Here is a 24,506-nt window from a genome sequence, read left to right as displayed (position 1 = left end):
GCCTCCTGCCTTGGGTGGAACGTTTGGCAAAGCCTCAAGGTCCAGATAGATGTAAGCCCACACATGGGTTTTATCGAGGAGGCACCGATGCCGAAGTGGAATGTTTCTTTCATCAATGACCGTGGCGAGCCGGTAGTCGAGCAATTCGACTGCGAGCATGAGCCGACGCTGGAAGAAGCCGCACAGATGGTGCGGGTGCGTGTGTCACCGGTGTTGGAAAAGCTGGACCTTAACGATCTTGCCGATCGTGTTCCCGATCCCACGGTCAAGAGCCTGCATGATCAAAATGGTATCAAGGACCTCAGGGTCGAACCCGCGGCCTGAATATTTCCGTTAGACCCATCAAGCACCTCTGGTGGAGGTGATAGCTTCGCGCTACTCTGCAATCGAGATCAGCGAATGAATCGCTAAGGTCTGGTCTTGTCAGCTACATGCTTGTTTTCCAGCGGTGTTGTTCCTGCCGTAGTACTCGCGCCAGTAAGGCGCGAGCTTCGGGAAGCACGGAAAGTCTATCCATCATTTGAGGAGCACTTTTCATGAGCACAGCCTATCAAGAAGACATCAGTACCAACGTCCTGCGCCGCATGAAAGAAGGCGGCTTCGATTTCTCGCGTTTTCACCCCATTGAGTTCTACGCCATTTTCCCGGATGAGGAACGGGCGCGCAGGGCTGCGGGTCGATTTCGTGGCGAATCCCTGAATGCCCAGGTCAGCGCGCGCGACGATGGCGCCTGGTATCTGGAACTGAGCAAAATCATGTTTGCAACCTACGACGGCATAGGAGACTTCGAGCATGACTTCGAGGCGGTGGTCGAGCCCCTGGGTGGGATCATCGAAGGATGGGGCGTCAAGCAGGAGGTGCGTGGGTTACCCATGTAGTTGGTGTTTATGAGCAGCGCAGCGTATCGGCTGACCTTTGGGTCGGCCGATTTTGTTTGGGGCTTCGGCAGGAGCGCTGATTTAGTTGCACGCAAAAAAAAGCCACCCCAATAGGGTGGCGGAAAGGGAAGCTCGAGGGAGCAGATCAGTACACGAAGTAACACAGTACCGCTTGCACAAAGGGTTTCGCTGTAGGACATGTCCTGTTCAGCCGATGGAGGTGATTATCCGCAGCGCTGGCCGGGCAGTGAAATCAACTCTGGCTATGCTATCGATAGGCAAGTGCCGCGTTGCAATGACGCGTGCGACGTGCACTGGGGACGTTCTACGCACCGGGATGGTGCGAAGAATCCGCCTGAGTTATTCAACTCATTGATTATTAAGTGTTTATGCCGCTGGCACGGGCCTTGCGAAGGTTCTCGCGTCCGGGTGACAAGGAGTACGGCATGATCCGCACTTATTACGATGAAATGTACGATGGGGCAGGGCAGGTGCGTCCTCATTACCGCGAGTTCGCCCGCTGGCTGGCCGACACCCCTACGGATTTGCTGGCCCAGCGTCGGCGCGAAGCCGATTTGCTGTTCCACCGGGCCGGGATCACCTTCACCCTTTATGGGGATGAGCTGGGCACTGAGCGCCTGATTCCCTTCGATACCATTCCGCGCAGTATTCCGGCCAGCGAATGGCGGGTTGTCGAGCGCGGCTGCATCCAACGGGTCAAGGCACTGAACATGTTCCTCGCCGACCTGTACCACGACCAACGCATTATCAAGGCCGGCATTATTCCCGCCGAGCAGGTACTGGCCAATGAGCAGTATCAGTTGGCAATGCAGGGCCTGGACCTGCACCGTGATCTGTATTCCCACATTTCCGGGGTCGACCTCGTACGCGATGGTGACGGCACTTATTACGTACTGGAAGACAACCTGCGCACGCCCAGTGGCGTCAGCTACATGCTCGAAGATCGCAAAATGATGATGCGCCTGTTCCCGGAACTGTTTGCGGCCCAGCGCATCGCGCCTATCGACCACTACCCCAACCTGTTGCTCGATACCCTCAAAAGCGCCAGCCCCCTGGATAACCCCAGCGTGGTGGTGCTCACTCCAGGGCGCTTCAACAGCGCGTTTTTCGAGCATGCGTTTCTTGCCCGGGAAATGGGCGTGGAACTGGTGGAGGGGGCGGACCTGTTCGTACGCGACGACCGTGTATTCATGCGCACCACCGACGGCCCAAAGGCTGTGGATGTGATCTACCGCCGCCTCGATGATGCCTTCCTCGACCCACTGGCCTTCAACCCGGACTCCATGCTTGGCGTGCCGGGCCTGCTTGCGGCCTATCGTTGCGCCAATGTGGTGCTGGCCAATGCCATCGGCACGGGAGTTGCGGACGACAAGTCGGTTTACCCGTTCGTCCCTGAAATGATTCGCTTCTACTTGGATGAAGAGCCGATCCTGCAGAACGTTCCGACCTTTCAATGCCGTAATCCCGACGAATTGTCCCACGTACTGGCCCACCTGCCCGAGTTGGTGGTCAAGGAAACCCAGGGCTCCGGCGGCTATGGCATGTTGGTTGGCCCCGCGTCCACGGCGGCGGAAATCGAAGCTTTTCGCGCGCGCATCAAGGCTAAGCCCCACGCCTATATCGCGCAGCCGACCCTGTGTTTATCCACCTGCCCGACCTTCGTCGAAAACGGCATCGCCCCACGGCATATCGACCTGCGCCCGTTCGTGCTGTCCGGCAAGGAAACCCGTGTGGTGCCCGGCGGCCTGACCCGCGTGGCCCTGCGCGAAGGGTCGCTGGTGGTCAACTCGTCCCAGGGCGGCGGCACTAAAGACACCTGGGTGGTCGAGGACTGATGCCATGTTGAGTAGAACTGCCTCGGATTTGTACTGGATGTCGCGCTACCTGGAACGTGCCGAAAACCTCGCACGCATGCTCGACGTCAGCTATTCACTGTCGCTGATGCCCCAGGATGGGCGCGGCGACGGTCTGCACGAACTGGCCATGCCGTTGTTGATCACCGGCACCCTGGAGGATTACCACGAGCGCCACGGCCAATTGCATGCCGAACGCCTGCTGCACTTTTTCGCACTGGACGCGGCCAACCCGGCCAGTATCTACAGTTGTCTGGGCGCTGCACGGGCCAGCGCCCATGCAGTACGTGGGCGAATCACCGCTGACATGTGGGAAAACATCAACGCCACCTGGCTGGACATTCGTGATATCGCCCAACAGGGGTTGAGCCGCTACGGCATGAGCCGGTTTTGTGAGTGGGTCAAGGAGCGCTCCCATCTGTTCCGCGGCGCCACCTACGGCACCATCATGCGTAACGATGCCTTCCGCTTTATCCGCCTGGGCATTTTCATAGAGCGCGCCGATAACACCCTGCGCCTGCTGGACGCGCGCTACGAAATGGCCGGCGACCAGGCTGCGGCGGTCAGCGATGGCACGGCTCACGCGTACTACCAATGGAGTGCTTTGCTGCGTGCGTTGTCGTCATTCGAGGCCTACACCGAAATTTATCGTGATGCGCCGGGTTCCAGGCAAGTGGCTGAGCTGCTGCTGTTACGCGCCGATGTCCCGCGTTCACTAAGGGCGTGCAGTGAGGAGATTGCCCAGATCCTTGCCAGCCTGCCCGGTCTCAACGGCCGCCCGGCCCAGCGCCTGGCCGCCGAGATGGACGCTAGCCTGCGCTTTACCACCATCGACGAAATCCTCGAGGAAGGCCTGCATGCCTGGCTGACCGACTTTATCCCCTTGGTCCGCCAATTGGGCGACGCCATCTACAGTTCCTATCTGGAGGCGGCATGAGACTCTCTATCAGCCACGAAACCACCTACCACTATCAAGACCAAGTGCGCGCCAGCATCCAGTACCTGCGGCTCACGCCCCATGACAGCGAGCGCCAGCGCGTGCTGAGCTGGCAACTCGACCTGCCACGCCCGGTGCGGGCGCAGGTGGATCCCTTCGGCAATATCCTGCATGTGCTGACCCTGGACGAACCCCACGACGCGATCATCATCGGCGCCCGTGGCCAGGTGGAGATCGACGAGTTGCGCGAGGCCGAACACGAAAGCCAGTCTGCCTGGCCTTTCCTGCGCTGCACGCGCCTGACCGAGCCCGATGAAGCCCTGCGCCGGTTTGCCGAGCAGCATTGCCACCAGCGTCGCGACCGCACGGCGCTCATCGATCTGATGCAGGCCCTCAACCAAGCGATGATCTACACGCCGGGGGCTACTGAAGTCGACACCTGTGCCGCCCAGGCCTTTGCAGGCGCTGCGGGCGTGTGTCAGGACCATACCCATGCGTTTCTCGCCTGCGCACGCAGCCTGGGCATTCCTGCGCGGTATGTGTCGGGGTATTTGTACACCGAAGACTGCGCACATCTGGCCAGTCATGCCTGGGCCGAAGCCTGGCTGGATGACGCCTGGTACAGTTTTGACGTGACCAACCAACTGGCCCGGCCAGAGCGGCACTTGAAGCTGGCCGTGGGCCTGGACTACCTCGACGCCTGCCCGGTACGCGGCATGCGCCGAGGGGGTGGGCATGAGCAGATGCATGCCAAGGTATTTGTGGCACCGCAGCAATGACCGATAACTGTAGGAGCGAGCTTGCTCGCGAAAAACGTTAACGATTACTCGGGGAGCCTGATACCCAACGGTGCTCTCAGGCTTTTCGCGAGCAAGCTCGCTCCTACAACTTGCGGCCTGCCATATGCCGCAGATAATCCAACAGCAAATCCAACTCATGTTCCGGCAATACACTGGCAGCAAACGCCGGCATCTTCGCCTGCGGCCAGTGCCTAAGGCTTTGCGGGTCACGGATATAACGCTTGAGGAAATCACCGCCAAAATACTCGGTGGGGTTGTAGGGAATATTCAGGTCCGGACCCACTTGGGCATCGCCGGCGCCGTTGAGGCGGTGGCAGGCCAGGCAGTTCTTCTGGAACAACGCAAAGCCCTGGTTGACCTGGTCATCCGCCGCAAGCGTCGGGTCGGGTAACAGTGCAGGGAAACGTTCGGCAACCGTCTGCAATTGCTTGATCCTGGAGACTTGGAACGGCCACTGCTCCGGGCTGATGTGCCCGGCTTCGGGGTGGGTCCACACCAGGTAGAACGGCCCGGCGCTCGGTTTGCCTTGCGCAAGCGCGGGCCATGGACGGGCCGGGTCTTCCACCGCCAACCAGGCGCGGGCGCCGGTTTTTTCCAACAACGGCGCGGCAGACAGTTCGGCGGCGAAACCATCCAGGGCAACCGCTTGCAGGTGGCTCTGAGGTTTAAGGCCGGACAGGAGTGCCGCCAGGGGCACCGCGCGATAGGTCATGTTGTGCTTGTAGGACACGTCATCGACGATCTGCACCGTCTGCGCTTGCGGGTGTTTGAGCAGATCAGCGGTCTGCCAGGTCTGCCTGGTGTGGTCCAATTCGATGGTCAATTGCGCAGCGGCTACAGGAAAGCTCAGCAGCAGGGCAAGTAAGGCTAGGATCGATTTCAAGGCGGCGGCCCGAGGCTAGGTGGCGGTGGCGCTCACGATACCGGAAATCGACAGGTAAAAAGACAGCCCCCGCTACGGCAGTGCTAAGCGCACTGTTCCGGCAGGTGCTGCCAAAAGCTGCAGGCCTGGTGCTGTATGTGCACGGAGTCTGGGGGCGGGGGCGTCACCCAAGCACCCTGGTCAGGTTGGGCAAGATCAGAATCAGTGTGGTGGCGAACAGAATAAGTCCTGCCTGACGTACTTTCGAATGTTTGAACATGGCTGACTGCCTATTTGTTGTTATTCCTGAGCGTCAAATGCGTGCCGGTTAATTTCAGTATCGCGAGCTGACGTTGCACTTTTCTTACAGCTGCTCCAGCAAGACCCGGCAGCAGCGCCCTACAGGTTCAACCTTAGAGCGCCCGTCCTTATTCGCTTAGATCCATTTCATATCAGCTAATCAGCGTTTGTACTAAAAAAGACATGAGGCTTAGTGCCATCTTGGCGCCAGCCCTAGGGCTAGACAGCTAAAACGATTAATCAGGCGTTTTGCGTAGCTACCTACCGTTCGTCCGAGCGAGGGGGTCAAAAGCATTGAGCGCATCCGTCATTGAAACCGTGTCAATCGCGCCTAAGGTAGGGGCATACACCCACAGCGGCTCGAGGATGTCATGACCCAAGCTTTGATCTTTGATGCGATACGCACGCCCCGGGGCAAGGGCAAGGCCGACGGTGCCCTGCACAGTGTCAAGCCGGTAAACCTGGTGGCCGGCTTGCTCACTGCGCTGGCGCAACGCAGCGATCTTGATACGCGCCAGGTGGATGACATCGTGCTCGGCTGCGTCACTCCCGTGGGCGACCAGGGCGCCGATATCGCCAAGACTGCCGCGCTGGTAGCGGATTGGGACATCAGCGTCGCCGGTGTCCAGATCAATCGCTTCTGTGCCTCCGGCCTGGAGGCAGTCAACCTGGGCGCGATGAAGGTGCGTTCCGGCTTCGAAGACCTGGTCGTCGTCGGCGGCGTCGAATCCATGTCCCGGGTACCCATGGGCAGCGATGGCGGCGCCTGGGTGCTCGACCCGCAAACCAATATGCATAGCCACTTCACACCCCAAGGTATCGGCGCCGACCTGATCGCCACCCTGGAAGGCTTCAGCCGCCAGGATGTGGACGCCTTTGCCCTGCAGTCCCAGCAGAAAGCTGCCAGGGCACGGGCAGACGGATCCTTCAACAAGTCGCTGATCGCAGTGCAGGACCAGAACGGTATCGTGCTGCTGGACCATGACGAGTTTATCCGCGGCGACTCCACCCTTGAGGGCTTGGGCAAGCTCAAGCCCAGCTTCGAAATGATGGGCCAGATGGGGTTCGACGCCACCGCATTGCGGGTCTACAGCCATGTGGAGCGCATCCAGCATGTGCACACCCCGGGCAACAGCTCCGGCATCGTCGACGGCGCCGCATTGATGTTGATCGGCTCCGAGGCCAAAGGCCGTGAACTGGGCCTGCAACCGCGGGCGCGCATTGTTGCCACGGCCGTGACCAGCACCGACCCGACCATCATGCTCACCGGCCCGGCGCCGGCCACTCGCAAGGCCCTGGCCAAGGCCGGCCTGCGGGTTGAAGACATCGACCTGTTCGAAGTCAACGAAGCGTTCGCCTCGGTGGTGCTCAAGTTTATCAAGGACATGGGTATCGACGCCGCCCGGGTCAACGTCAACGGCGGTTCCATCGCCATGGGCCACCCGCTGGGCGCCACCGGTTGCGCGATCCTCGGCACCTTGCTCGATGAGCTGGAGGTGCGTCAGCAACGCTACGGCCTGGCCACGCTCTGTGTCGGCGGCGGCATGGGTATCGCCACCATTATCGAACGCCTCTGAGCCTAAGGAATCTGTCATGACCGATGCCATTCGTTACGAAAAAGGCCAGGACCAGATCGTGGTGCTGACCCTCGACATGCCCGGCCAGAGCGCCAACACCATGAACGCCGCCTACCGCCAAGCCATGGCGGCCACCCTCACGCGCCTGGAAGCGGAAAAGAACGAGATCGCCGGGGTGGTGATTACCTCGGCAAAGAAAACCTTTTTTGCCGGTGGCGACCTCAATGAGCTGATCAAGGTCGATAAAGCCCACGGCAAAGATTTCTACGACAGCGTGCTGGTGTTGAAAGCGCAGTTGCGGCGCCTGGAAACCCTCGGCAAGCCAGTGGTGGCTGCGATCAATGGCGCGGCCTTGGGCGGCGGCTGGGAGATCTGCCTGGCCTGCCATCATCGGGTCGCGCTGGACGACAAAGCCGTTCAGCTCGGCCTGCCGGAAGTCACCCTTGGCCTGCTGCCGGGCGGTGGCGGGGTAGTGCGTATGGTGCGCATGCTGGGCCTGGAAAAAGCCCTGCCGTACTTGCTCGAGGGTAAAAAAGTCCGACCCGGCCAGGCCCTGCAAGCAGGTTTGATTGATGAGATGGCGGCGGATCGTGAGGAGCTGCTGAGCAAGTCACGGGCCTGGATTCTTACCAATCCCGAGGCCAGGCAACCGTGGGACAACAAGGCGTATCAGATCCCAGGTGGTACGCCGTCAAATCCCAAAGTCGCGCAGATGCTCGCCATTGCCCCATCGATTTTGCGCAGCAAAACCAATGGCTGCTTCCCGGCGCCGGAGAAAATCCTCTGCGCCGCTGTGGAAGGCGCCCAGGTGGACTTCGATACCGCGCACCTGATCGAAACCCGCTACTTCACCGAGCTGGTGACCGGGCAAGTGGCGAAAAACATGATCGGCACCTTCTGGTTCCAGCTCAATGAAATCAACGCCGGCAGCTCGCGGCCCCAGGGTATTGCCCCTTACGTCACACACAAGGTCGGTGTGCTCGGGGCCGGGATGATGGGCGCCGGCATTGCGTATGTCAGCGCTTGTGCGGGCATCGACGTGGTGCTCAAGGACATCAACCTCGCCGCCGCCGAGAAAGGCAAGGCGCACTCGGCAGCGTTGCTGGACAAGAAGGTCTGCCGTGGGCAATTGACCGCCGAACAGCGGGAAACCACCCTGGCGCGCATTCATCCGACGCAGGATGATGCCGATCTGGCCGGCTGCGACCTGATCATCGAGGCGGTGTTCGAAGACCGCGAGCTGAAGGCCAGGGTCTCGGCCGCCGCACAAAGCGTGGTCGGTGCCGACGCAGTGATCGCCTCCAACACCTCCACTTTGCCGATCAGCGGGCTCGCCACGGCAGTCCCCGATCAAGCCAGGTTTATCGGCCTGCACTTCTTCAGTCCCGTGGACAAGATGCCCCTGGTGGAAATCATCAAGGGTGCGCGCACCAGCGACGAAACCCTGGCCCGAGGGTTTGACTTCGTCCTGCAAATCAAGAAAACCCCGATTGTGGTCAACGACAGTCGCGGCTTCTTTACTTCGCGGGTGTTTGGCACGTTCACCAACGAAGGCATCGCCATGCTCGGCGAAGGCGTGGCCGCGCCGATGATCGAAACCGAAGCGCGCAAGGCCGGCATGCCGGTGGGGCCGCTGGCGGTGTCCGATGAAGTCTCCCTCAGCCTGATGAGCCATATCCGACAGCAAACCGCCAAGGATCTGCAGGCCGAAGGTAAGGCACTGCCGAACCATCCGGCGACGGCGGTAATCGATCTGCTGGTGAACGAATACAAGCGCACGGGCAAAGCGGCAGGCGCTGGTTTTTACGACTATCCCGCTGGCGGCCAGAAGCACCTGTGGCCTGAGCTGAAAGCCCGCTTCGAACAGCCCGGCAAGCGCATTTCAGCCCAGGACGTGCGCGACCGCTTGCTGTTTATCCAAGCCATCGAAACCGTTCGCTGTGTGGAGGAGGGCGTGCTGATGTCCACGGCTGACGCCAACATCGGTTCAATCTTCGGCATTGGCTTTGCCGCGTGGAGTGGCGGGGCGTTGCAGTTTATCAACCAGTACGGGCCGGACGACTTCATCGCCCGCGCCCGCTACCTGGCCGAGGAGTACGGGGAGCGCTTCTTGCCACCGGCGTTGTTGCTGGAGAAAGCCGCGAAAGGCGCGCTGTTTTAGACGTTTCACTGTAGGAGCGAGCTTGCTCGCGAAGAACGCCAACGATAACGCGGGCATCCTGAATAAACGCGCCGCCCGTACGTTCTTCGCGAGCAAGCTCGCCCCTACAGTGAGTGTGGGCGCCCATTGAGGGCTTGCCTTGAGGGTGTATTTCAAGGCAGGCTCTGGGGTGTGCAATATTCCCATCGCCGTGTCAGGTATTTTTTATGTCGCTACGCGTCTGCATCCTGGAAACCGATATCCTGCGTCCAGGCTTGATCGATCAGTACCAAGGTTACGGACAGATGTTCAAGCGCCTGTTCGCCAAGCAACCGATTGCCGCCGAATTTGTCGTCTACAACGTGGTGCAGGGCGAATACCCACCGGATGACGAAGTGTTCGATGCGTACCTGATCACCGGCAGCAAGGCCGACTCGTTCGGCACTGACCCTTGGATCCAGACCCTCAAGACCTATGTGCTCGAGCGCTACGAGCGCGGTGACAAGCTGTTGGGTATCTGCTTCGGTCATCAACTCCTGGCATTGCTGCTCGGCGGCAAGACTGAGCGCGCGAGCCAAGGCTGGGGCATGGGCATCCATGACTACAAACTGGATGCCAAGGCCCCATGGATGAGCCCCGAGGTGCCGGAGCTGACGCTATTGATCAGTCACCAGGACCAGGTCACTACCTTGCCGGAAAATGCCACGGTCATTGCCTCCAGTGAGTTTTGCCCGATTGCCGCATATCACATCGGTGACCAGGTGTTGTGCTTCCAGGGGCACCCTGAATTTGTCCAGGACTATTCCCGCGAGTTGTTGGAGATTCTTCAAACAACCCTTGGGGAAAAGGTTTACACCAACGGCGTCGCCAGCCTGGAACGCGACCACCACGGCGCAACCGTGGCGGAGTGGATGATGCGTTTTGTCGCCCACAAGCCGGACGCCAGCGTTAAAGCCAGCCCGAACGCTTGAAGCTGGCCCATAAACCTGTGCAGCCCAGCGCAATAAACCCGAGCACCGCAAAATAGCCGTAGTGCCACTGCAGCTCGGGCATGTTCTGGAAGTTCATCCCATAAATCCCCGCCACTGCCGTGGGGAATGCCAGGATCGCCGCCCACGCGGCGAACTTGCGCTGCACTACGCTCTGGCGCGAGGCCTCCAGCAATACACCGATCTCAATGGTCTGGCTGGCGATATCACGCAGGGTGGTGAGGTCTTCCATCTGCCGCGTCACGTGGATCTGCACGTCGCGAAAGTAGGGGCGCATGTTCTTGTCGATAAACGGAAAGCTCAGCTTCTGCAGCTCCTGGCTGATCTCCACCATCGGCGCCACATAGCGCTTGAGCCGCAGCACGTCACGGCGCAGGCCGTGCAGGTTCTGGATATCGCCCTCGCTGAGCGAACTGCATAGCACGTTGCGCTCCAGCTCATCAATCTCCGCATGGATCGCCTCGCTCACCGGCTGGTAGTTTTCGGTGACGAAATCCAGCAGCGCATAGAGTACGAAATCTTCCCCATGCTCCAGCAACAGTGGCCGCGCCTCACAGCGTTGGCGCACAAAGCCATAGGACGCTGAGTGACCATTGCGTGCAGTGATGATGTAGCCGTTGCCGGCAAAGATATGGGTTTCGATAAACTCCAGCTTGCCGTTCTCGCGCACTGGTGAATAAGTGACGATAAACAGCGCGTCGCCGAAGGTTTCCAGCTTCGGGCGGCTGTGCTTTTCCATGGCGTCTTCGATGGCCAGTTCGTGCAGGTTGAACTGGCGTTGCAGGTTGTTCAACTCCTGGGCGCTGGGCTCTTCCAGGCCGATCCACACAAAGTGTCCGGGTTTGGCGGCCCAGGCCGCGCCTTCATCGAGGGTGATATCCGAGACTTTCTTTCCGGCGCTGTAGACGGCGGCCGCAACAACTCTACCCATGGTGCTGATCACTTCTTATCAAGAGGACAGATGTTGGGCAGCTTAGCCTGAATGGCGTTCCGTTGTTGCGGGCTGATGTTGCCCTATCCCCCTGTAGGAGCGAGCTTGCTCGCGAAAATCGTCAACGATAACGCAGCGCCCACAGGTGACCCGCGTCGCTTATAGGTTTTTCGCGAGCAAGCTCGCTCCTACAAGTTCATGGTCCATCTGTGCAATGCACTCATCCATCTGTGTCTGGCAGGCCAGCATCAACTGAGGGATATCATCCACTGTCAGGCCAATCGTAGGAATCGGCGGCAATGAACGTATGAGCACATCCCCACTGTCCCAACGATTGAGCTTCATCTGCTTCACATAAGTGCTGACACACACCTGCACGATTGGTACGCCGGCCGCAATCGCCATATGGAATGCGCCTTTCTTGAACGGCAACAACCCGTTGCCCAGGTTGCGCGTGCCTTCGGGGAACACCCAGATCGAGGTGTCCTCATGCTGCAACGTATGGGTGGTGGTAAGCATGGCACGCCGCGCCTTATGTGCATTGCCGCGGTCGATCAGCACATTGCCCGCCAGCCAGAACAACTGGCCGAACAGCGGTACCCATTTAAGGCTCTTCTTGGCGATGCACACGGTGCGGTGCGGCACCACATTGCCGAGTACAAACAGGTCGTAGTTGGACTGATGGTTGGCGATCACCACACAGGTACCGGGTTTGTTGCGCAGCGATTCGACATCCGTCTTCAACTTCAGGCGCAAGATCCACATGGCCGGTAATGCGTAAAGACGGGCGCAGAGGCGGCTGTTGTCCGGATTGAATGGCCGACACACCCCTAAAATTACGCCCAGTACCCCGGCGATCATAAAGTGCAGGCCCATCAACAGCATACGTAACAGAAAAAGCATCGAAACGGCCCATCGGGACAAAAGGTGGCGCAGTGTACGGATGTGCACTGTATTCGGCAATTGCCCCTACATATGTAGGAGATAGGCGATGTTTAAGCGCATGTTTCTACGCATGCCAATAATGGCTGCCCAGAGCGGCTACAGATGTTTCGGGTTTATTTGTAAGAAAAACCCGATACTAGATCGGGCTTTGATAAAGCAGGTGTAGGCGTTAACTCAGGTTATGGCCTTGATCCTGGATGATTGCTTCGTCCAGAGCCTCCAGCAGCGCTCGGCGCACTTTTAACTTGGTGTGCTTGTGAGCGTTCATATTGATCTTCTTCAACTGCCGCGCCGCCTCCAGGGCTGCCGCGTGCAATTCTTCCGGTGCCACGACCTTATCGAGGAAGCCTGCTTGCAAGGCGCCTTGCGGATCAAACATCTCGGCATTGATTACCGACCGATGAAATGCCGACTTGCGCAGACGATCCCGCGCCAGCTCGATACCCGCATGGTGCATGGTCATACCGATTGCAACTTCATTCAGGCCAATGCTGAACGGGCCTTCCACGCCAATGCGATAATCCGCCGACAACAATAAAAACGCGCCCTTGGCCACCGCATGTCCAGAGCACGCCACGATCACCGGGAACGGATGCGCCAACAAACGCCGCGCCAGGGTCGAGCCCGACGTCACCAGGCTGATCGCTTCTTTAGGGCCGGCCGTCATCACCTTCAAATCATAACCACCCGACAAAATCCCCGGCGTGCCCGTGATGACCACCACCGCCCGATCCTTCTCGGCCTGATCCAGCGCAGCATTGAATTCGCTGACCACCGCCGGAGAAATGGCATTGACCTTGCCGTTGCTCAAGGTCAGGGTCGCGATACCGTCTTCGAAATGGTAGGCAATCAACTCACTCATGACGCGGTTCCTTGTAGGGCTTGTTATAGAGAGAATGCAGCAGACGTTACCCACCACGCCCTCCCGGGTAAAGCGCTGTGACTGACTACCCGGTCAGGCTTTTCCCCTATGCCCAAGGGTAGACGCCCCGCAGCACAGCGCAGCAGTCCCGCAAAACCGGTGCTGGGCCTGCCCAAGAATGGCAGAAACACCGCCCGTTACCGGGCGCGCCACGGCATAACCGTCTAACCACATGAAAATTCTGAAAAAAACCTTTGCCATCAGAAAGGCTTTCGACTACATTAGCGCGCCTCGACAGACTGAACTGGTTTGACGAGATACGGTGAAGTGTCCGAGTGGCTTAAGGAGCACGCCTGGAAAGTGTGTATACAAGAAATTGTATCGAGAGTTCGAATCTCTCCTTCACCGCCATATTAAGTAAACACAAACCCCTGGTTTTCATAAAGAAAGCCGGGGGTTTGTGGTTTTTGGCGGCTGGGAAAGGGCGATATTGGCTCGTCTGGAAAAATCTCTACGCGCCAGCCAGTGTGCCTTCGCTCGGCCAATGATGGAAATTTGTCTCCTTTTCCGTCTTTTTCCGGTACCGGAACAAAAACCAAATCTGTTCCCTTTGGCTCAACGTATCAGATTGTACAAAGCGTCGAATTGGCTTTTCTACTGTCTCTGACTTTAAGAAGGGTGCGCCCATTGTCGTCAATGATTATCTCGACCTTTAAAATGCCGTACATGGCTTCCTGGCTTAAAGTCAGCGTGTTATCACTGAGATCAAACCCAGGTGCTGCTGGATCCAGCGGTATAATCATATGATCTTGTTCTTCGATATTTCCTTGTAGTGCAGATACATTTTTTATAACGAAATTTCCTTCAGTAAGCAAATAGGCACCTACCCACGAGCCCCACAAAGAGTGCGGAATTAACTCGGATGAAAAATTCCCAACGGTGACCAAAATCGTTTTCGCTCGCGCTTCAGCCATTTCTTGTTCTTTGCTTAAATCAATCTCCATCTCCCACCAATTTGGCAGTAACAGCAACATATGATTCTGATCAAGGTAGCCTTGAATGGCGGGTTCTAATTGAGTTGCAAGAATTTCGTTAAGTTCAGCCAGGAGCGCCGTATTTTCCTGGACAATAGCGGCCTCGGGCACGGGGGGAGATACAGGTGGCTTAATGCTTGAAGATAAAACTTCCATGGGGGGATGCCCAGCAGCCACTTCTGCTCTCCAGGCCGTATCACGTGCATCAAGCGCTGCGCCTGCAACTTCTCCAATCCAATAGGACTCGTTGACATTCTGAAGTAGCCATCGTTGCATGGCAGGTGAAACGGGATAGCTCAACTCTGCCGCTTTTTTTCGCCGCGCCTGGTCGTCAGCAGGATTATCGATCATAGCGGCAGCCAACATCTGAGCCTGGAAAAATTGTGCACTCCCTTCGATCGTGTCAGAAAACTTGAGATCGTCTGTACTGGCAGGGAATTGGTTAGTATGGATTGCATACCAGTAAGCGGCTTCTGACAAATAGTGCTGAGACTGTTCAGGGCTTGACGTGGATTTTTGAAGGGTGTGATAGAGGAGTGTGCGATAAAGTCTCGCGTTCGTTGGTACAGGGTACGCTTTATTCAAAAACGTGCGGGGCGGCGGCGTCCAGCGCTGCTCTGAAAATTGTATGAGGTGGAACGTTTCGTGCACAATAAAGTTATAGATTTCTTCTGCGTCAGATAGAACTGGAGGGAACTTATCTGGTGGTAATGGTAGATACAATGGGATGTCAAGTGCAGTTGCCTGCCGGTTTTTCCACCATACGTAGCGTAATGTACCACCCCCACCGCCCGCATGAGGATGGGGCGGTGCTGCGTCGACGTCTGCTCGTGTGACGCAAGCTATGCCCGCAACGCTGACTTCGCGAGCTTGATCACCAGCAACCAGTAGCAGATAACGCTCGGACATATGTGTATCTACCCAGACGCGATTACTGATCGGCCAGCTTTTGTATATGAGCGTGTAAACTTCTTGGGCTAGCGGATCTATTTCAATGTGTTTTGTATTAGTCATTTTCAGTCTCTTGAGTTGTTCGTAATTAAACTCAGGGGGAAGTTTTTACGTGGTCGCGATAAATCATTAATGATGGTTGGCTGTCAGTCTCTCGATACATTCGTAGAGACTGCCATCTCCTTTTTTAACAAAGTGGCTTGCTGGATAAGGTTGTTTGATTTTGGAGTGAAATTAGCTACGAATATTGAGGGTCTTTTGATCTTAGTTTGTTGTCGTGGTGGGTATACTGTCAGAGTTGACAGTTTTTAATACCGATTTGAATTATTCGAGAACCCTTATGGTTATACCGATGCCAGGCTTCTTAAGCAGTCCGCTCGGCACAGCCATCCGGCGTCCAGTGACATCGAGCAAATCGCAGCCGTCCCGCAGCGCAATTGAGCAGAGCAGTGCAAAATCACTGAGTACCGCATCACTACTGATTTCACTACGTAGAGCAAGGTTCTCAAGGAGTTGTGTAGCGGCACGAAGTCGATAGGTCGCAGCGTCGAGGAGTGTTTCCAGCGTCGATGATTCAAAGGCAGATCTGTCACCGCCTCAAGGCGCTTCTTTCGTACTCAGAAATGGCCCAACTGAGCCAAATGGGTAACTGTTCATGCCAATATGCATGGGGGCTATCGGGCTGGCTGCTGCGCCGATCAGCAGGACGTTATCGATAACAGGATGCGGGGTTCTGCGGCGGAAATTTTCCATTGCGGTGGTCGCCAACCCGGGTCGACGGGCATGGGCACTGCCTGCGAAATGTGCAGGGCTTCGGCCGGGGTGAGGGCCAAAGGCGTTTGGTTGTTTTTGACTTGATCTACGAACAGTGTTGCTGGGTTGCTTGAGCATGCAGTTATTAAAAAAAACAGCACAGTGATACAAACAAAATTCGCATGATTGCTTCCTTTCATCACCTGTTTTCGAAGTAGTATGCCTGCTTGTCGGGTTCGCTAAAAAAGCCGCTGTCTCATGTCGAGATCAAGCGGCTTTTTCATACCCGTTACACTTATTGCGCGGTTTTCAGCTTGATCACATCACCGGAAATCTTGGTGGTGTAGCCGTTCAGTACCCAGGCCCAGAACCACTTTTCCTGCACTTGGGTGTTGATCATCGCGTCGCCGCCTTTGGCTTTGATGGCTGCATCCTGGGCGCGTACGAAACGGTTGTTCTGGCCAATCGGGATAACGCCCAGCAGCATGATGCCGGTGGCGCTGGCTTCGCTGTGGCCGAGGACGGTGTATTGGCTGGCGTCGTATTGCGGGGTTTTCATGGCGGTGCCGGTGCAACCTGCCAGGGTGAAACCGAGAACGGCTGCTGCAACTACTTTACTGACGTATTTCACTTGTAACTCCATGGACTCGATCTCGAGATTCAATTCTCGAGGGGGCGCCACTTTAATCGCTCAGATGGCAGATTGAAAACAACCAGTCGAGGTTTCAGGTTATGTGGCGGCAATCAGGCCGCCATCGGGAGCAAGCCCCCTCCCACATTCGTCCGTGTTTGGTCAGAGATGCAGCCATGCCAGGCTGCCGAGCACCCCGGCCACTGCGCCGGCGGTGTACGACATGCGTTTAAGCCATTCTTTACGGGTGAGCAAGATGATCGCCGTCAAAGAAATCGCGATCTGAATTGCTGTCATCGCCTGGGCCCAGCGATGGTGCTGGTGCAGTGCCTCCTCGGATTTTTGATCCCATTCCCGTGACGTGGCCTCCAGCTTCTCGGCTTCGTGACCGTGGGCATGTTCGGTGGTGTGTTCGAGGTGTTTTTCGTGGGGGGGCTGGGGACTTCGAAGGCTTCGGACATGGCGGCGTCTGCGAACGGATTGAGGAGGGCTGATTCTTCACCAGCGCAGCTGTCTCAAGCCTGTACGTAACGCCGGATAACCCGCCCGTACACCGCCAGGTTAACCAACACCACCACGGCCCCCAGCACCAGCTGAATATTCGCGGTCAGGCCGGCCGGGTAGATCAGCGTCAGGATGTAGTGTTCGATAAACCCGCCGCCATAACCGTCTTGCCCGGCCAGGTGGCGCAACAGGTTTTCCCAACGGGTGAGCGGGCAGGGCAGGTGCAGCACCTCCACAGCGATGCCCCAGGCAACGGCGGGTAAATGCAGCCACATCACCCGGGGCCATTTCAGGGTGAGCAGGCCGCCGAACAGTACGAACAGGATAAAGGTCAGGTGAAACAGCACGAGGCCGTCGGCGGCTAAACGATAGAGCATGCTTGAGCTCGATTTGAGGTGAAGGGGGGCGCGAATCTTGCGGAATGACGTTTATATCTCCAGTTGGCTGGCATTGATACCGAACGCCTTGGCAATTTTTTCCCGCGTGGTCCGTCGAGGTTTATTGACCGCCTCTTGCTGGGCAAAGGCAGGTTGTGAAATACCCAGGCGCCTGGCGACCTCTTCCTGGGTCAGGTTCAGGTGTTCGCGCCAGGCTCGGATAGGTGTCGCGCCATCCACCAGGCGGCTGACTACCGCATGGGGGATCAGGTTTGGATCGTTTTGCCGCGCCACATAGTGTTCATAGGGAATCACCACGAAGGCTGGCTTGCCCTCCGTATTGTGGATGATCTGTACGGCAGTAGGTTCGCTCGTCACGTTTTTTAACCTCTTGGATGCTGACCACCTGGATGCTGCCATCCCAGTCGAAAAGGACGCGGTAATTACCTACCCGCAACCGATAGCTGTGAGGATGGTTAACCAGCGCCTTGACGTTGACTGCATCGGGCATTCGCTCAAGAGCGGACACGGCATCGCGTACCTGTTGCTGATGGTACGAATGCAGCCGAAGCAATTGTTTGACGGATTTTCGCGTCCAGTGGATTGAATTCATCGGAGATTAATAAGTCTTTTATAAGGTTTGCAAGGTGTATTTTCCTGCGCGAGTCAATCGCAGATCGCTTTGCCTTGGTAAACCCTAGACGGCCGCTGTGGGTGTCGGCTGGTGAAACTGTTGCCTGGTATGAATTACTGATCGTGGGCAACGAAGGTTGCTTGCAGGCAACGAGGGCCGTTATTGTGCTGAATCCTTTTAGTCTTACCCCAGGGTTTTGTTGTGATGAATGCACCGCGTACAGCAGTCGGTCCAATCAAGGCCGTGATTTTCGATATGGACGGGTTGTTGCTGGATACCGAAGGCATCTACACCGAAGTCACGCAGATCATTGCCGAACGCTACGGCCGTACCTATGACTGGGGGATTAAGCAGCACATCATTGGGCGCGGTGCCCAAGACCTGGCCGATTACGTGGTCAAGGCGCTGGACTTGCCGATCACACCCGCCGAGTTCCTGGAGATCCGCGAGCCGCTGATGAGCGAGCGTTTTCCCAAGGCCCTGGGTATGCCGGGCGCGGAGGCGTTGGTGCGGCATTTGAAGGCGCACAATATTCCGATTGCGGTGGGCACCAGTTCATCGCGTAATTCGTTTGGCCACAAGACCACCCTGCACCGTGAATGGTTTGGCCTGTTCGACACTATCGTTACGGCGGACGACCCGGAGGTGGGCGCTGCCAAGCCTGCGCCGGATATCTTCCTGACCGCCGCGCGCCGGTTGGGTGTAGCGCCTGAGGATTGCCTGGTGTTCGAAGATTCGCCGTTCGGCGTGACGGCCGCGAAGGCTGCGCACATGACCGCTATTGCGGTGCCCGATGAGGCGATGGCTGACAGCAAGTACCAGCATGCTGACCAGATTATTCGCAAGCTCGCGGATTTCGATCTGGCGGCCTATGGCTTGCCACCCATGGCCTGATTCAACATAGGGCAAAATGTGGGAGGGGGCTTGCTCCCGATGGCGGTGTGTCAGTCAGCTGATCTGTATCTGACCCACCGCTATCGGGAGCAAGCCCCCTCCCACATTGGGTTATGCGCTGAAGCCACCATCGATGGTCAGGCTGGCACCGGTGATGTACCCGGCTTCCGGCCCTGCCAGATAGGCCACAAAACTGGCAATCTCCTCCACATGCCCATACCGACCTACCGCCATCAACCCGATCAGGCTTTCGGCAAAATCACTGTTCGCCGGGTTCATGTCGGTGTCCACCGGCCCAGGCTGCACGTTGTTGATGGTGATGCCCCGTGGCCCCAGGTCCCGCGCCAATCCCTTGGTCAACCCCACCAGCGCCGCCTTGCTCATGGCGTAGGGCCCGCCACCGCCAAAGGGCATGCGTTCGGCGTTGGTGCTGCCGATATTGATCACCCGGCCACCTTCGCCCATATGCTTGGCCGCTTCCTGGGTGGCGATAAATACGCTGCGCACATTGATCGCCAAGGTCTGGTCGAAGTCTTCCAGCTTGAATTCTTCCAGCGGCGCGATGGCCAGCACGCCAGCGTTATTCACCAGGATATCCAGGCGTCCAAACGCCTTGACCGTGGCGTTGACCGCAGCGCGAATCGCCGTGGCATCGGCGCTGTCGGCGTGAACCGCCAGAGCCTGACCCCCTGCGCTGATCACCTCGTTCTGCAGTGTTTCAGCCTTGGCGGCCGAGCTGACGTAGGTAAAGGCAACCGCTGCCCCCTGGGCGGCGAGGCGCTTGACGATGGCGGCGCCGATGCCGCGGGAACCGCCTTGGATCAGGGCGACTTTGCCGGCGAGGTTTTGTGTGGTCATGTCGATCTCCGAGTAGTTGATGGGCCGAGTATCGACCTCACCCATCCAAGCCGGTAGATCGCGATTGCTATAGTCTGTGTAAACCAAAAGTTTAGAGTGGGGCGATATGGAGAGCTTTGGCAGTATCGAATGCTTTGTGCGCAGCGCCGAGGGCGGCAGCTTTGCCGAGGCCGCCCGGCACCTGAGCCTGACCCCGGCAGCGGTGGGTAAAAGCGTTGCCAAACTGGAAGCGCGCCTGGGCGTGCGGTTGTTCCAACGCAGTACCCGACGCCTCACCCTGACCGAAGCCGGCAAGCTGTTCCTGGACGAGGTCAGCTCCAGCCTCACCACCATCCAGAATGCCGTAGCCAACCTGGCCAGCGCCGAAGGGCGGCCGGTGGGCACGCTCAAGGTCAGCATGGGCACGGTAGTCGGCTGCTTGTATATCGTGCCGCTGCTGGGTGAATTCCTGAAACGTTATCCCGATATCATTCCGGACTGGCATTTCGACAATCGCCAGGTCGACCTGATTGGCCAGGGTTTCGATGCCGCCCTTGGCGGTGGCTTTGAGCTGCCCCAAGGGGTAGTCGCACGCAAGCTGGCGCCGGCGCATCGGGTGTTGGTGGCATCCCCCGATTATCTGGCAGCATGGCCGGCGGTGTTACAGCCCGAGGACTTGGAGCGTTGCGACGGTATCCTGATTCGTTCACCGCAAACCGGTCGTGTGCGCTCCTGGCAACTGACTCATCGCAATGGCGAGCACGGCCCATTGAAGCTCAAGTCGCGCATGACCATGAGCGACTCCCAAGCCGCCTGCATCGCCGCCGACCAGGGGCTGGGCGTTGCACTGGTGAGCATGCCGTTTGCCGTACCCTGGCTGGCGAGCGGCAAGTTGCTGCGGGTGTTGCCGGATTGGTATGTGAACGACGGCAACATTTCCATCTACTATGCCGAACACAAACTGTTGCCCGGCAAGACTCGGGTGTTTGTGGATTTCATCATTGAGCAGTTTGCCGAGCAGCAGTTAGGCCAAAGATTCAGTGCCATCTAAAACCTTGTAATGATCAAAATGTGGGAGGGTGCTTGCTTCCGATAGCGGTATATCAGCCAGCTTATCTACAGCCGAACCACCGCAATCGGGAGCAAGCCCCCTCCCACATTTGATCTTCAGTGGCCGAACTTGCCGGGCCAACCAATGATCTTCTTGGGTCTTGGCTGCGCATAGGTCCTGACTTTGGATGTCGACAACCCCAACCTCACCAACGACTCGGCAACCATCACCGCCGCCGTCACCCCATCCACCACCGGCACCCCGGTGCGTTGGCGAATCTGCTCGTCCAGTCCGGCCATGCCCCCGCATCCCAGGCAGATCACCTCGGCCTTATCGTCGCGAATCGCCAGTTCCGCCTGGTGCACAATGGCCTCCATGGCAGCCAGGGGGGCTTCTTCCAACTCCAGCACCGCCATGCCGCTGGCGCGCACCGACGCACAACGCTGGTACAGGCCGGCGAGTTTCAGCCGGTCTTCAATCAGTGGCACGGTACGGTCCAGGGTGGTCACCACCGAGTAGGCATGGCCCAGGAACATCGCGGTGCTGGCGGCCGCTTCGGTAATATCCACCACCGGCACATTCAACAATTCCTGCAAACCTTCCCGACCATGCTCGCCATAGCCGGCCTGGATCACCGCATCGAACGGCTGATCGTAGGCCATCACCCGGTCCATCACGGCGATGGCCGCCAAGTAACTTTCAAAATTGCCCTCCACCGATTCTGCTCCGAAGTACGGAGTGAGCCCGACAATCTCGGTGCCCGGTGACGCCACGGCCCGCGCTTGCTGGGCGATGGTTTCAGTGATGGATTCGGTAGTGTTGACGTTGACCACGAGGATGCGCATGGAAAGTCCTTGTTTAATGACTGACGTTATCGACGGCAATGCTTTCGCCGCTGACATCGGCGTAGAACGGCTGACGCTTGGCGATCAGCAGGTACAGCGACCCCGCGATACCGGCGCCAAACAACCAGGAAAATGGCGAGACACTGGCAAACCCCGGCAATAGCGCCAGCAGGATGGCGATCACCGCTGCAGGAATGAACGCCGCCACTGCGCGCAGATTCACCCCGCGGTTGTAGTAATAAACGCCATGGGGGTCTTCGCTATACAGTTGTGGCACATCCACCTGGCTTTTACGGATCAACCAGTAATCGACCATGATCACTCCGTACAACGGCCCCAGCAGCGCGCCCAGGCCAGAGAGGAAATACACGATCACCAGCGGGCTGTTGTAGAGGTTCCACGGCAGGATCAGCACGGCAACGAAGGCACTGATCAACCCGGCGCGTCGGAAGTTCAGGTACTTGGGCGCCAGGTTGCTCAGCACAAAGGCCGGGGCGACGAAGTTGGCCATGATGTTCACCGCCACGGTGACGATCAGGAAAGCCAGGCAACCGAGCACCAGGAAGAAGGTGTTGGGGATCGCCGCGATGATTTCGGTGGGGCTTTCGATCACCCGGCCATTGAGCTGGAACTGTCCGCCGCACAGCAGCACGGTGATGGCAGCAAACACCAGGATATTCACCGGCAGGCCCCAGAAGTTGCCGACCTTGATGGTCTTGCGGCACGGAGAAGAGCGAGCGAAATCGCAGAAGTTGAGGATCAAGGTGCCATAGATCGCCAGCCACAAAGCGCCGCCAGCAAAGATATTACGCCACATCTCGCCGCCGCTCAGCGGTTCGCGGATCGACCAGGCAATCACGCCGCCCGCCTGGAAGTACATCCAACCGGCCAACGCAGCCACGGTCAGCAAAATCACCGGCCCGGCAAACCCTTCATAACGGCGCACCATCTCCATGCCATAGGCGAGGATCACCAACTGCACCAGCCATATCGCCACAAAGCACGCCCAGCCCAGGGTCGACAAGCCGAGGATCGAATTGTGGTCATAATCGGCAAAGCCCGGATGAATCGCCGTCAGTAACACGCGGAAAACCACCGATGCCAGGTAGGTCTGGATGCCGAACCAGGCGATTGCAATGACTGCGCGGATCAAGGCCGGAATCTGCGCGCCGTGGATACCGAAACTGATGCGGCTGATCACGGGAAAGGGCACGCCGGTCTTCTGCCCCATATACCCCGACAAGTTCATGAAGAAGTACACCAGCGCCGCGCCGATCCCCAGGGACAGCAATATCTGCCAACCGCCCAGGCCCAATGCATATAAGCCAATGGCAAATGAATAATTGGCAATGTTGTGCACGTCATTGGTCCACAACGCAAAGATGCTGTAGCGCCCCCAGCGTCGGCCCTCGACTTTGGTGGGTGCCAGGTCCTTGTTGTGCAGGCGCGGGCTGAGCACCAGCGGGCCGGGGCTTGCAGCCGTGGGATTCAGGGTGGAGGAGGGCAGATCCAGTGCGATGTTGCTCGAGAGACTTGTACGCATTCCGGCAGGCTCCAGCACATCTGCAGCAAAGCGGCGGATGGCAAAGTGTATGTAGGTTTTGTATTGATTGTATACAAGGTGTGCATTTCACTAAGCCACATGCGTGCCAGTTTTCGTTATATAAAAAACGTGGCTAATTTCGTTTTAATCGTATTGTTAAATAAACTACTGAATTAAAAGCAATATAAATTGACCGTTTGAACAGGTATTTATTTTTGATTGGGAATGGGGTGATTCGGGTGCGTGGGAACTAGCAGAGATGGATGTTACGTTTTGGTGCGATCGAATATGAATTGCACACAAAAATGGCACCGATGGTTACAAGGTTGTGTACATTTTATGCTGCGCACAAAACAAAATGTGGGAGGGGGCTTGCTCCCGATAGCGGTATATCAGTCAGAAAATCTGCAACTGACCCACCGCAATCGGGAGCAAGCCCCCTCCCACATTGTTACCACACCAGTTTGCCAGGCTCATGCCTTGCTGATGATATTCCCCGCATGCAGCCCGCATTCCTTCTGCGTGGCTTCTTCCCACCACCAGCGGCCTTCGCGCTCATGCTGGTTGGGCAATACCGGCCGGGTGCAGGGCTCGCAGCCGATGCTGATAAACCCGCGCTCATGCAGGCTGTTATAAGGCAGTTCCAGCATGCGGATATAACCCCAGATCTCTTCACTGGTCATCTGCGCCAGCGGGTTGAACTTGTACAAGGTACGTTCCGGGGTAGAGAACGCCGTGTCGATTTCCAGCGCCGCCACCTGGCTACGGGTGCCGGGGCTCTGGTCGCGGCGCTGGCCGGTGGCCCATGCACTTACACCTGCAAGCTTGCGGCGCAGCGGTTCGATCTTGCGGATGCCACAGCATTCGCCATGGCCGTCCTTATAGAAACTGAACAAGCCCTTTTCCTTGACGAAGGGTTCCAGCTTGCTCTGGTCCGGCGAGATCAGTTCGATATCGATCTTGTAGAACTCGCGCACCTGCTCGATAAACCGGTAGGTCTCCGGGTGCAGGCGGCCGGTGTCGAGGCTGAACACCTTGACGTTCTTGTTCAGCTTCCAGGCCATGTCCACCAGCACCACATCCTCGGCACCGCTGAAGGAAATCCACAGGTCATCGCCGAACTGGCTGAACGCCAGCTTGAGAATGTCCTGGGCAGACTTGGTGGCATAAGTCGTGGCGAGTTCAACGACGTCGAAGGCTTGGTTCATCAGGACGGTTCCTACAGGTCAGTGGCGCTGAGCGCTCTATAGGCGGCGATGGTATCAAAATCTGCCGTGCGTTGCGGCGGCGGGCTTGAGTCGCTAGAGTTCGGCAGTCCTTTTGCTCGCTCAACTAACAACATCTAACAGGAGTGTCG

At 57.8% G+C, this 24,506-nt stretch carries 23 protein-coding genes, 1 tRNA gene and 2 pseudogenes; 11 read left to right on the top strand and 15 right to left on the bottom strand.

Going from position 1 to position 24,506, the window contains the following annotated elements:
* Positions 1-63 precede the first annotated feature (63 nt).
* The 5 genes from QYQ93_RS21790 to QYQ93_RS21770 all read left to right on the top strand — a co-directional run bounded on the left by QYQ93_RS21790 (position 64) and on the right by QYQ93_RS21770 (position 4,468).
* On the top strand, positions 64-324 hold the full coding sequence (locus QYQ93_RS21790) for a hypothetical protein (RefSeq protein ID WP_043047175.1): 261 nt from the start codon (positions 64-66) through the stop codon (positions 322-324).
* Between the two features lie 212 nt (positions 325-536).
* The gene (locus tag QYQ93_RS21785) at positions 537-878 is read left to right on the top strand and encodes a ribonuclease E inhibitor RraB (protein WP_338475452.1); all 342 of its coding nucleotides are present in this window, start codon (positions 537-539) and stop codon (positions 876-878) included.
* A gap of 446 nt (positions 879-1,324) precedes the next feature.
* Positions 1,325-2,734, top strand: coding sequence for a circularly permuted type 2 ATP-grasp protein (locus QYQ93_RS21780; RefSeq protein WP_338475451.1), 1,410 nt, complete (start codon positions 1,325-1,327; stop codon positions 2,732-2,734).
* 4 nt (positions 2,735-2,738) lie between these two features.
* Positions 2,739-3,689 (top strand): alpha-E domain-containing protein, encoded by a 951-nt coding sequence (locus QYQ93_RS21775; RefSeq protein WP_043047173.1) that lies wholly within the window; start codon positions 2,739-2,741, stop codon positions 3,687-3,689.
* Positions 3,686-4,468, top strand: a complete 783-nt coding sequence (locus QYQ93_RS21770) for a transglutaminase family protein (RefSeq protein ID WP_043047172.1) — start codon at positions 3,686-3,688, stop codon at positions 4,466-4,468. Before QYQ93_RS21775 ends, QYQ93_RS21770 begins: the two co-directional genes overlap by 4 nt.
* A gap of 103 nt (positions 4,469-4,571) precedes the next feature.
* On the opposite strand, the gene QYQ93_RS21760 is transcribed toward QYQ93_RS21770, so the two are convergent.
* Positions 4,572-5,372, bottom strand: coding sequence for a cytochrome c (locus QYQ93_RS21760; RefSeq protein ID WP_338475450.1), 801 nt, complete (start codon positions 5,370-5,372; stop codon positions 4,572-4,574).
* A gap of 650 nt (positions 5,373-6,022) precedes the next feature.
* Here QYQ93_RS21760 and QYQ93_RS21755 point away from each other — a divergent pair.
* From QYQ93_RS21755 to QYQ93_RS21745, 3 genes are all read left to right on the top strand, one after another.
* Positions 6,023-7,228, top strand: coding sequence for an acetyl-CoA C-acetyltransferase (locus QYQ93_RS21755; RefSeq protein WP_338475449.1), 1,206 nt, complete (start codon positions 6,023-6,025; stop codon positions 7,226-7,228).
* Positions 7,229-7,244: 16 nt separating this feature from the next.
* Positions 7,245-9,389, top strand: coding sequence for a 3-hydroxyacyl-CoA dehydrogenase NAD-binding domain-containing protein (locus QYQ93_RS21750; RefSeq protein ID WP_338475448.1), 2,145 nt, complete (start codon positions 7,245-7,247; stop codon positions 9,387-9,389).
* Positions 9,390-9,595: 206 nt separating this feature from the next.
* Complete coding sequence (locus QYQ93_RS21745) at positions 9,596-10,339, top strand: amidotransferase (protein ID WP_043047168.1); 744 nt, start codon at positions 9,596-9,598, stop codon at positions 10,337-10,339.
* Here QYQ93_RS21745 and QYQ93_RS21740 read toward each other — a convergent pair.
* The 3 genes from QYQ93_RS21740 to QYQ93_RS21730 all read right to left on the bottom strand — a co-directional run bounded on the left by QYQ93_RS21740 (position 10,317) and on the right by QYQ93_RS21730 (position 13,095).
* Positions 10,317-11,288 carry a magnesium and cobalt transport protein CorA gene (locus QYQ93_RS21740; protein WP_043047199.1) on the bottom strand — a complete coding sequence of 324 codons (972 nt, stop codon included), beginning with the start codon at positions 11,286-11,288 and terminating at the stop codon, positions 10,317-10,319. The two genes, QYQ93_RS21745 and QYQ93_RS21740, sit on opposite strands and share 23 nt — an antisense overlap.
* Positions 11,289-11,447: 159 nt before the next feature.
* Positions 11,448-12,191 carry a 1-acylglycerol-3-phosphate O-acyltransferase gene (locus QYQ93_RS21735; protein ID WP_338475447.1) on the bottom strand — a complete coding sequence of 248 codons (744 nt, stop codon included), beginning with the start codon at positions 12,189-12,191 and terminating at the stop codon, positions 11,448-11,450.
* A gap of 211 nt (positions 12,192-12,402) precedes the next feature.
* On the bottom strand, positions 12,403-13,095 hold the full coding sequence (locus QYQ93_RS21730) for a crotonase/enoyl-CoA hydratase family protein (RefSeq protein WP_043047166.1): 693 nt from the start codon (positions 13,093-13,095) through the stop codon (positions 12,403-12,405).
* A 321-nt stretch (positions 13,096-13,416) separates the two neighbouring features.
* Between QYQ93_RS21730 and QYQ93_RS21725 the strand changes: the two genes are divergently transcribed.
* Positions 13,417-13,506, top strand: a tRNA-Ser gene (locus QYQ93_RS21725).
* A 212-nt stretch (positions 13,507-13,718) separates the two neighbouring features.
* On the opposite strand, the gene QYQ93_RS21720 is transcribed toward QYQ93_RS21725, so the two are convergent.
* The 7 genes and pseudogenes from QYQ93_RS21720 to QYQ93_RS21690 form a co-directional block, all read right to left on the bottom strand.
* Entirely contained in the window at positions 13,719-15,143 is a 1,425-nt protein-coding gene (locus QYQ93_RS21720; RefSeq protein ID WP_338475446.1) for a hypothetical protein, read from the bottom strand.
* Positions 15,144-15,404: 261 nt separating this feature from the next.
* On the bottom strand, positions 15,405-15,644 hold the full coding sequence (locus tag QYQ93_RS21715) for a short-chain dehydrogenase (RefSeq protein WP_338477284.1): 240 nt from the start codon (positions 15,642-15,644) through the stop codon (positions 15,405-15,407).
* A 484-nt stretch (positions 15,645-16,128) separates the two neighbouring features.
* A complete protein-coding gene (locus QYQ93_RS21710; RefSeq protein ID WP_043047109.1) occupies positions 16,129-16,464 on the bottom strand; it encodes a hypothetical protein in 336 nt (111 codons plus the stop codon).
* A gap of 162 nt (positions 16,465-16,626) precedes the next feature.
* Positions 16,627-16,848 (bottom strand): annotated as a pseudogene (locus tag QYQ93_RS21705) (DUF4337 family protein); the annotation flags it as partial.
* 131 nt (positions 16,849-16,979) lie between these two features.
* Positions 16,980-17,345 carry a DUF2784 domain-containing protein gene (locus QYQ93_RS21700; RefSeq protein WP_198720915.1) on the bottom strand — a complete coding sequence of 122 codons (366 nt, stop codon included), beginning with the start codon at positions 17,343-17,345 and terminating at the stop codon, positions 16,980-16,982.
* Positions 17,346-17,396: 51 nt separating this feature from the next.
* Positions 17,397-17,765 carry a helix-turn-helix domain-containing protein gene (locus QYQ93_RS21695; RefSeq protein WP_043047106.1) on the bottom strand — a complete coding sequence of 123 codons (369 nt, stop codon included), beginning with the start codon at positions 17,763-17,765 and terminating at the stop codon, positions 17,397-17,399.
* A pseudogene (locus QYQ93_RS21690) lies at positions 17,707-17,958 on the bottom strand (type II toxin-antitoxin system RelE family toxin); the annotation flags it as partial. The pseudogene QYQ93_RS21690 and the gene QYQ93_RS21695, both read right to left, overlap by 59 nt.
* Before the next feature lie 225 nt (positions 17,959-18,183).
* Between QYQ93_RS21690 and QYQ93_RS21685 the strand changes: the two are divergent.
* Positions 18,184-18,873, top strand: coding sequence for an HAD-IA family hydrolase (locus QYQ93_RS21685; RefSeq protein WP_043047105.1), 690 nt, complete (start codon positions 18,184-18,186; stop codon positions 18,871-18,873).
* 111 nt (positions 18,874-18,984) lie between these two features.
* On the opposite strand, the gene QYQ93_RS21680 is transcribed toward QYQ93_RS21685, so the two are convergent.
* Positions 18,985-19,731: a 3-oxoacyl-ACP reductase family protein gene (locus QYQ93_RS21680; RefSeq protein ID WP_338475445.1), complete on the bottom strand. Its 747-nt coding sequence runs from the start codon at positions 19,729-19,731 to the stop codon at positions 18,985-18,987.
* Positions 19,732-19,837: 106 nt separating this feature from the next.
* On the opposite strand from QYQ93_RS21680, the gene QYQ93_RS21675 reads away from it, so the two are divergent.
* Entirely contained in the window at positions 19,838-20,761 is a 924-nt protein-coding gene (locus tag QYQ93_RS21675; protein WP_043047103.1) for a LysR family transcriptional regulator, read from the top strand.
* A 116-nt stretch (positions 20,762-20,877) separates the two neighbouring features.
* On the opposite strand, the gene QYQ93_RS21670 is transcribed toward QYQ93_RS21675, so the two are convergent.
* The 3 genes from QYQ93_RS21670 to QYQ93_RS21660 form a co-directional block, all read right to left on the bottom strand.
* Positions 20,878-21,606, bottom strand: a complete 729-nt coding sequence (locus QYQ93_RS21670; RefSeq protein ID WP_043047102.1) for an aspartate/glutamate racemase family protein — start codon at positions 21,604-21,606, stop codon at positions 20,878-20,880.
* A gap of 13 nt (positions 21,607-21,619) precedes the next feature.
* Positions 21,620-23,149, bottom strand: coding sequence for an NCS1 family nucleobase:cation symporter-1 (locus QYQ93_RS21665; protein ID WP_338475444.1), 1,530 nt, complete (start codon positions 23,147-23,149; stop codon positions 21,620-21,622).
* A gap of 473 nt (positions 23,150-23,622) precedes the next feature.
* Complete coding sequence (locus tag QYQ93_RS21660) at positions 23,623-24,357, bottom strand: phosphoadenylyl-sulfate reductase (RefSeq protein ID WP_338475443.1); 735 nt, start codon at positions 24,355-24,357, stop codon at positions 23,623-23,625.
* Between the last annotated feature and the right edge of the window lie 149 nt (positions 24,358-24,506).

It is taken from the genome of Pseudomonas khavaziana, assembly GCF_036704165.1.
Lineage (GTDB): Bacteria > Pseudomonadota > Gammaproteobacteria > Pseudomonadales > Pseudomonadaceae > Aquipseudomonas > Aquipseudomonas khavaziana.
Note: the sequence above shows the minus strand (reverse complement) of the source record. Positions and strands in the feature narration are given on the sequence as shown.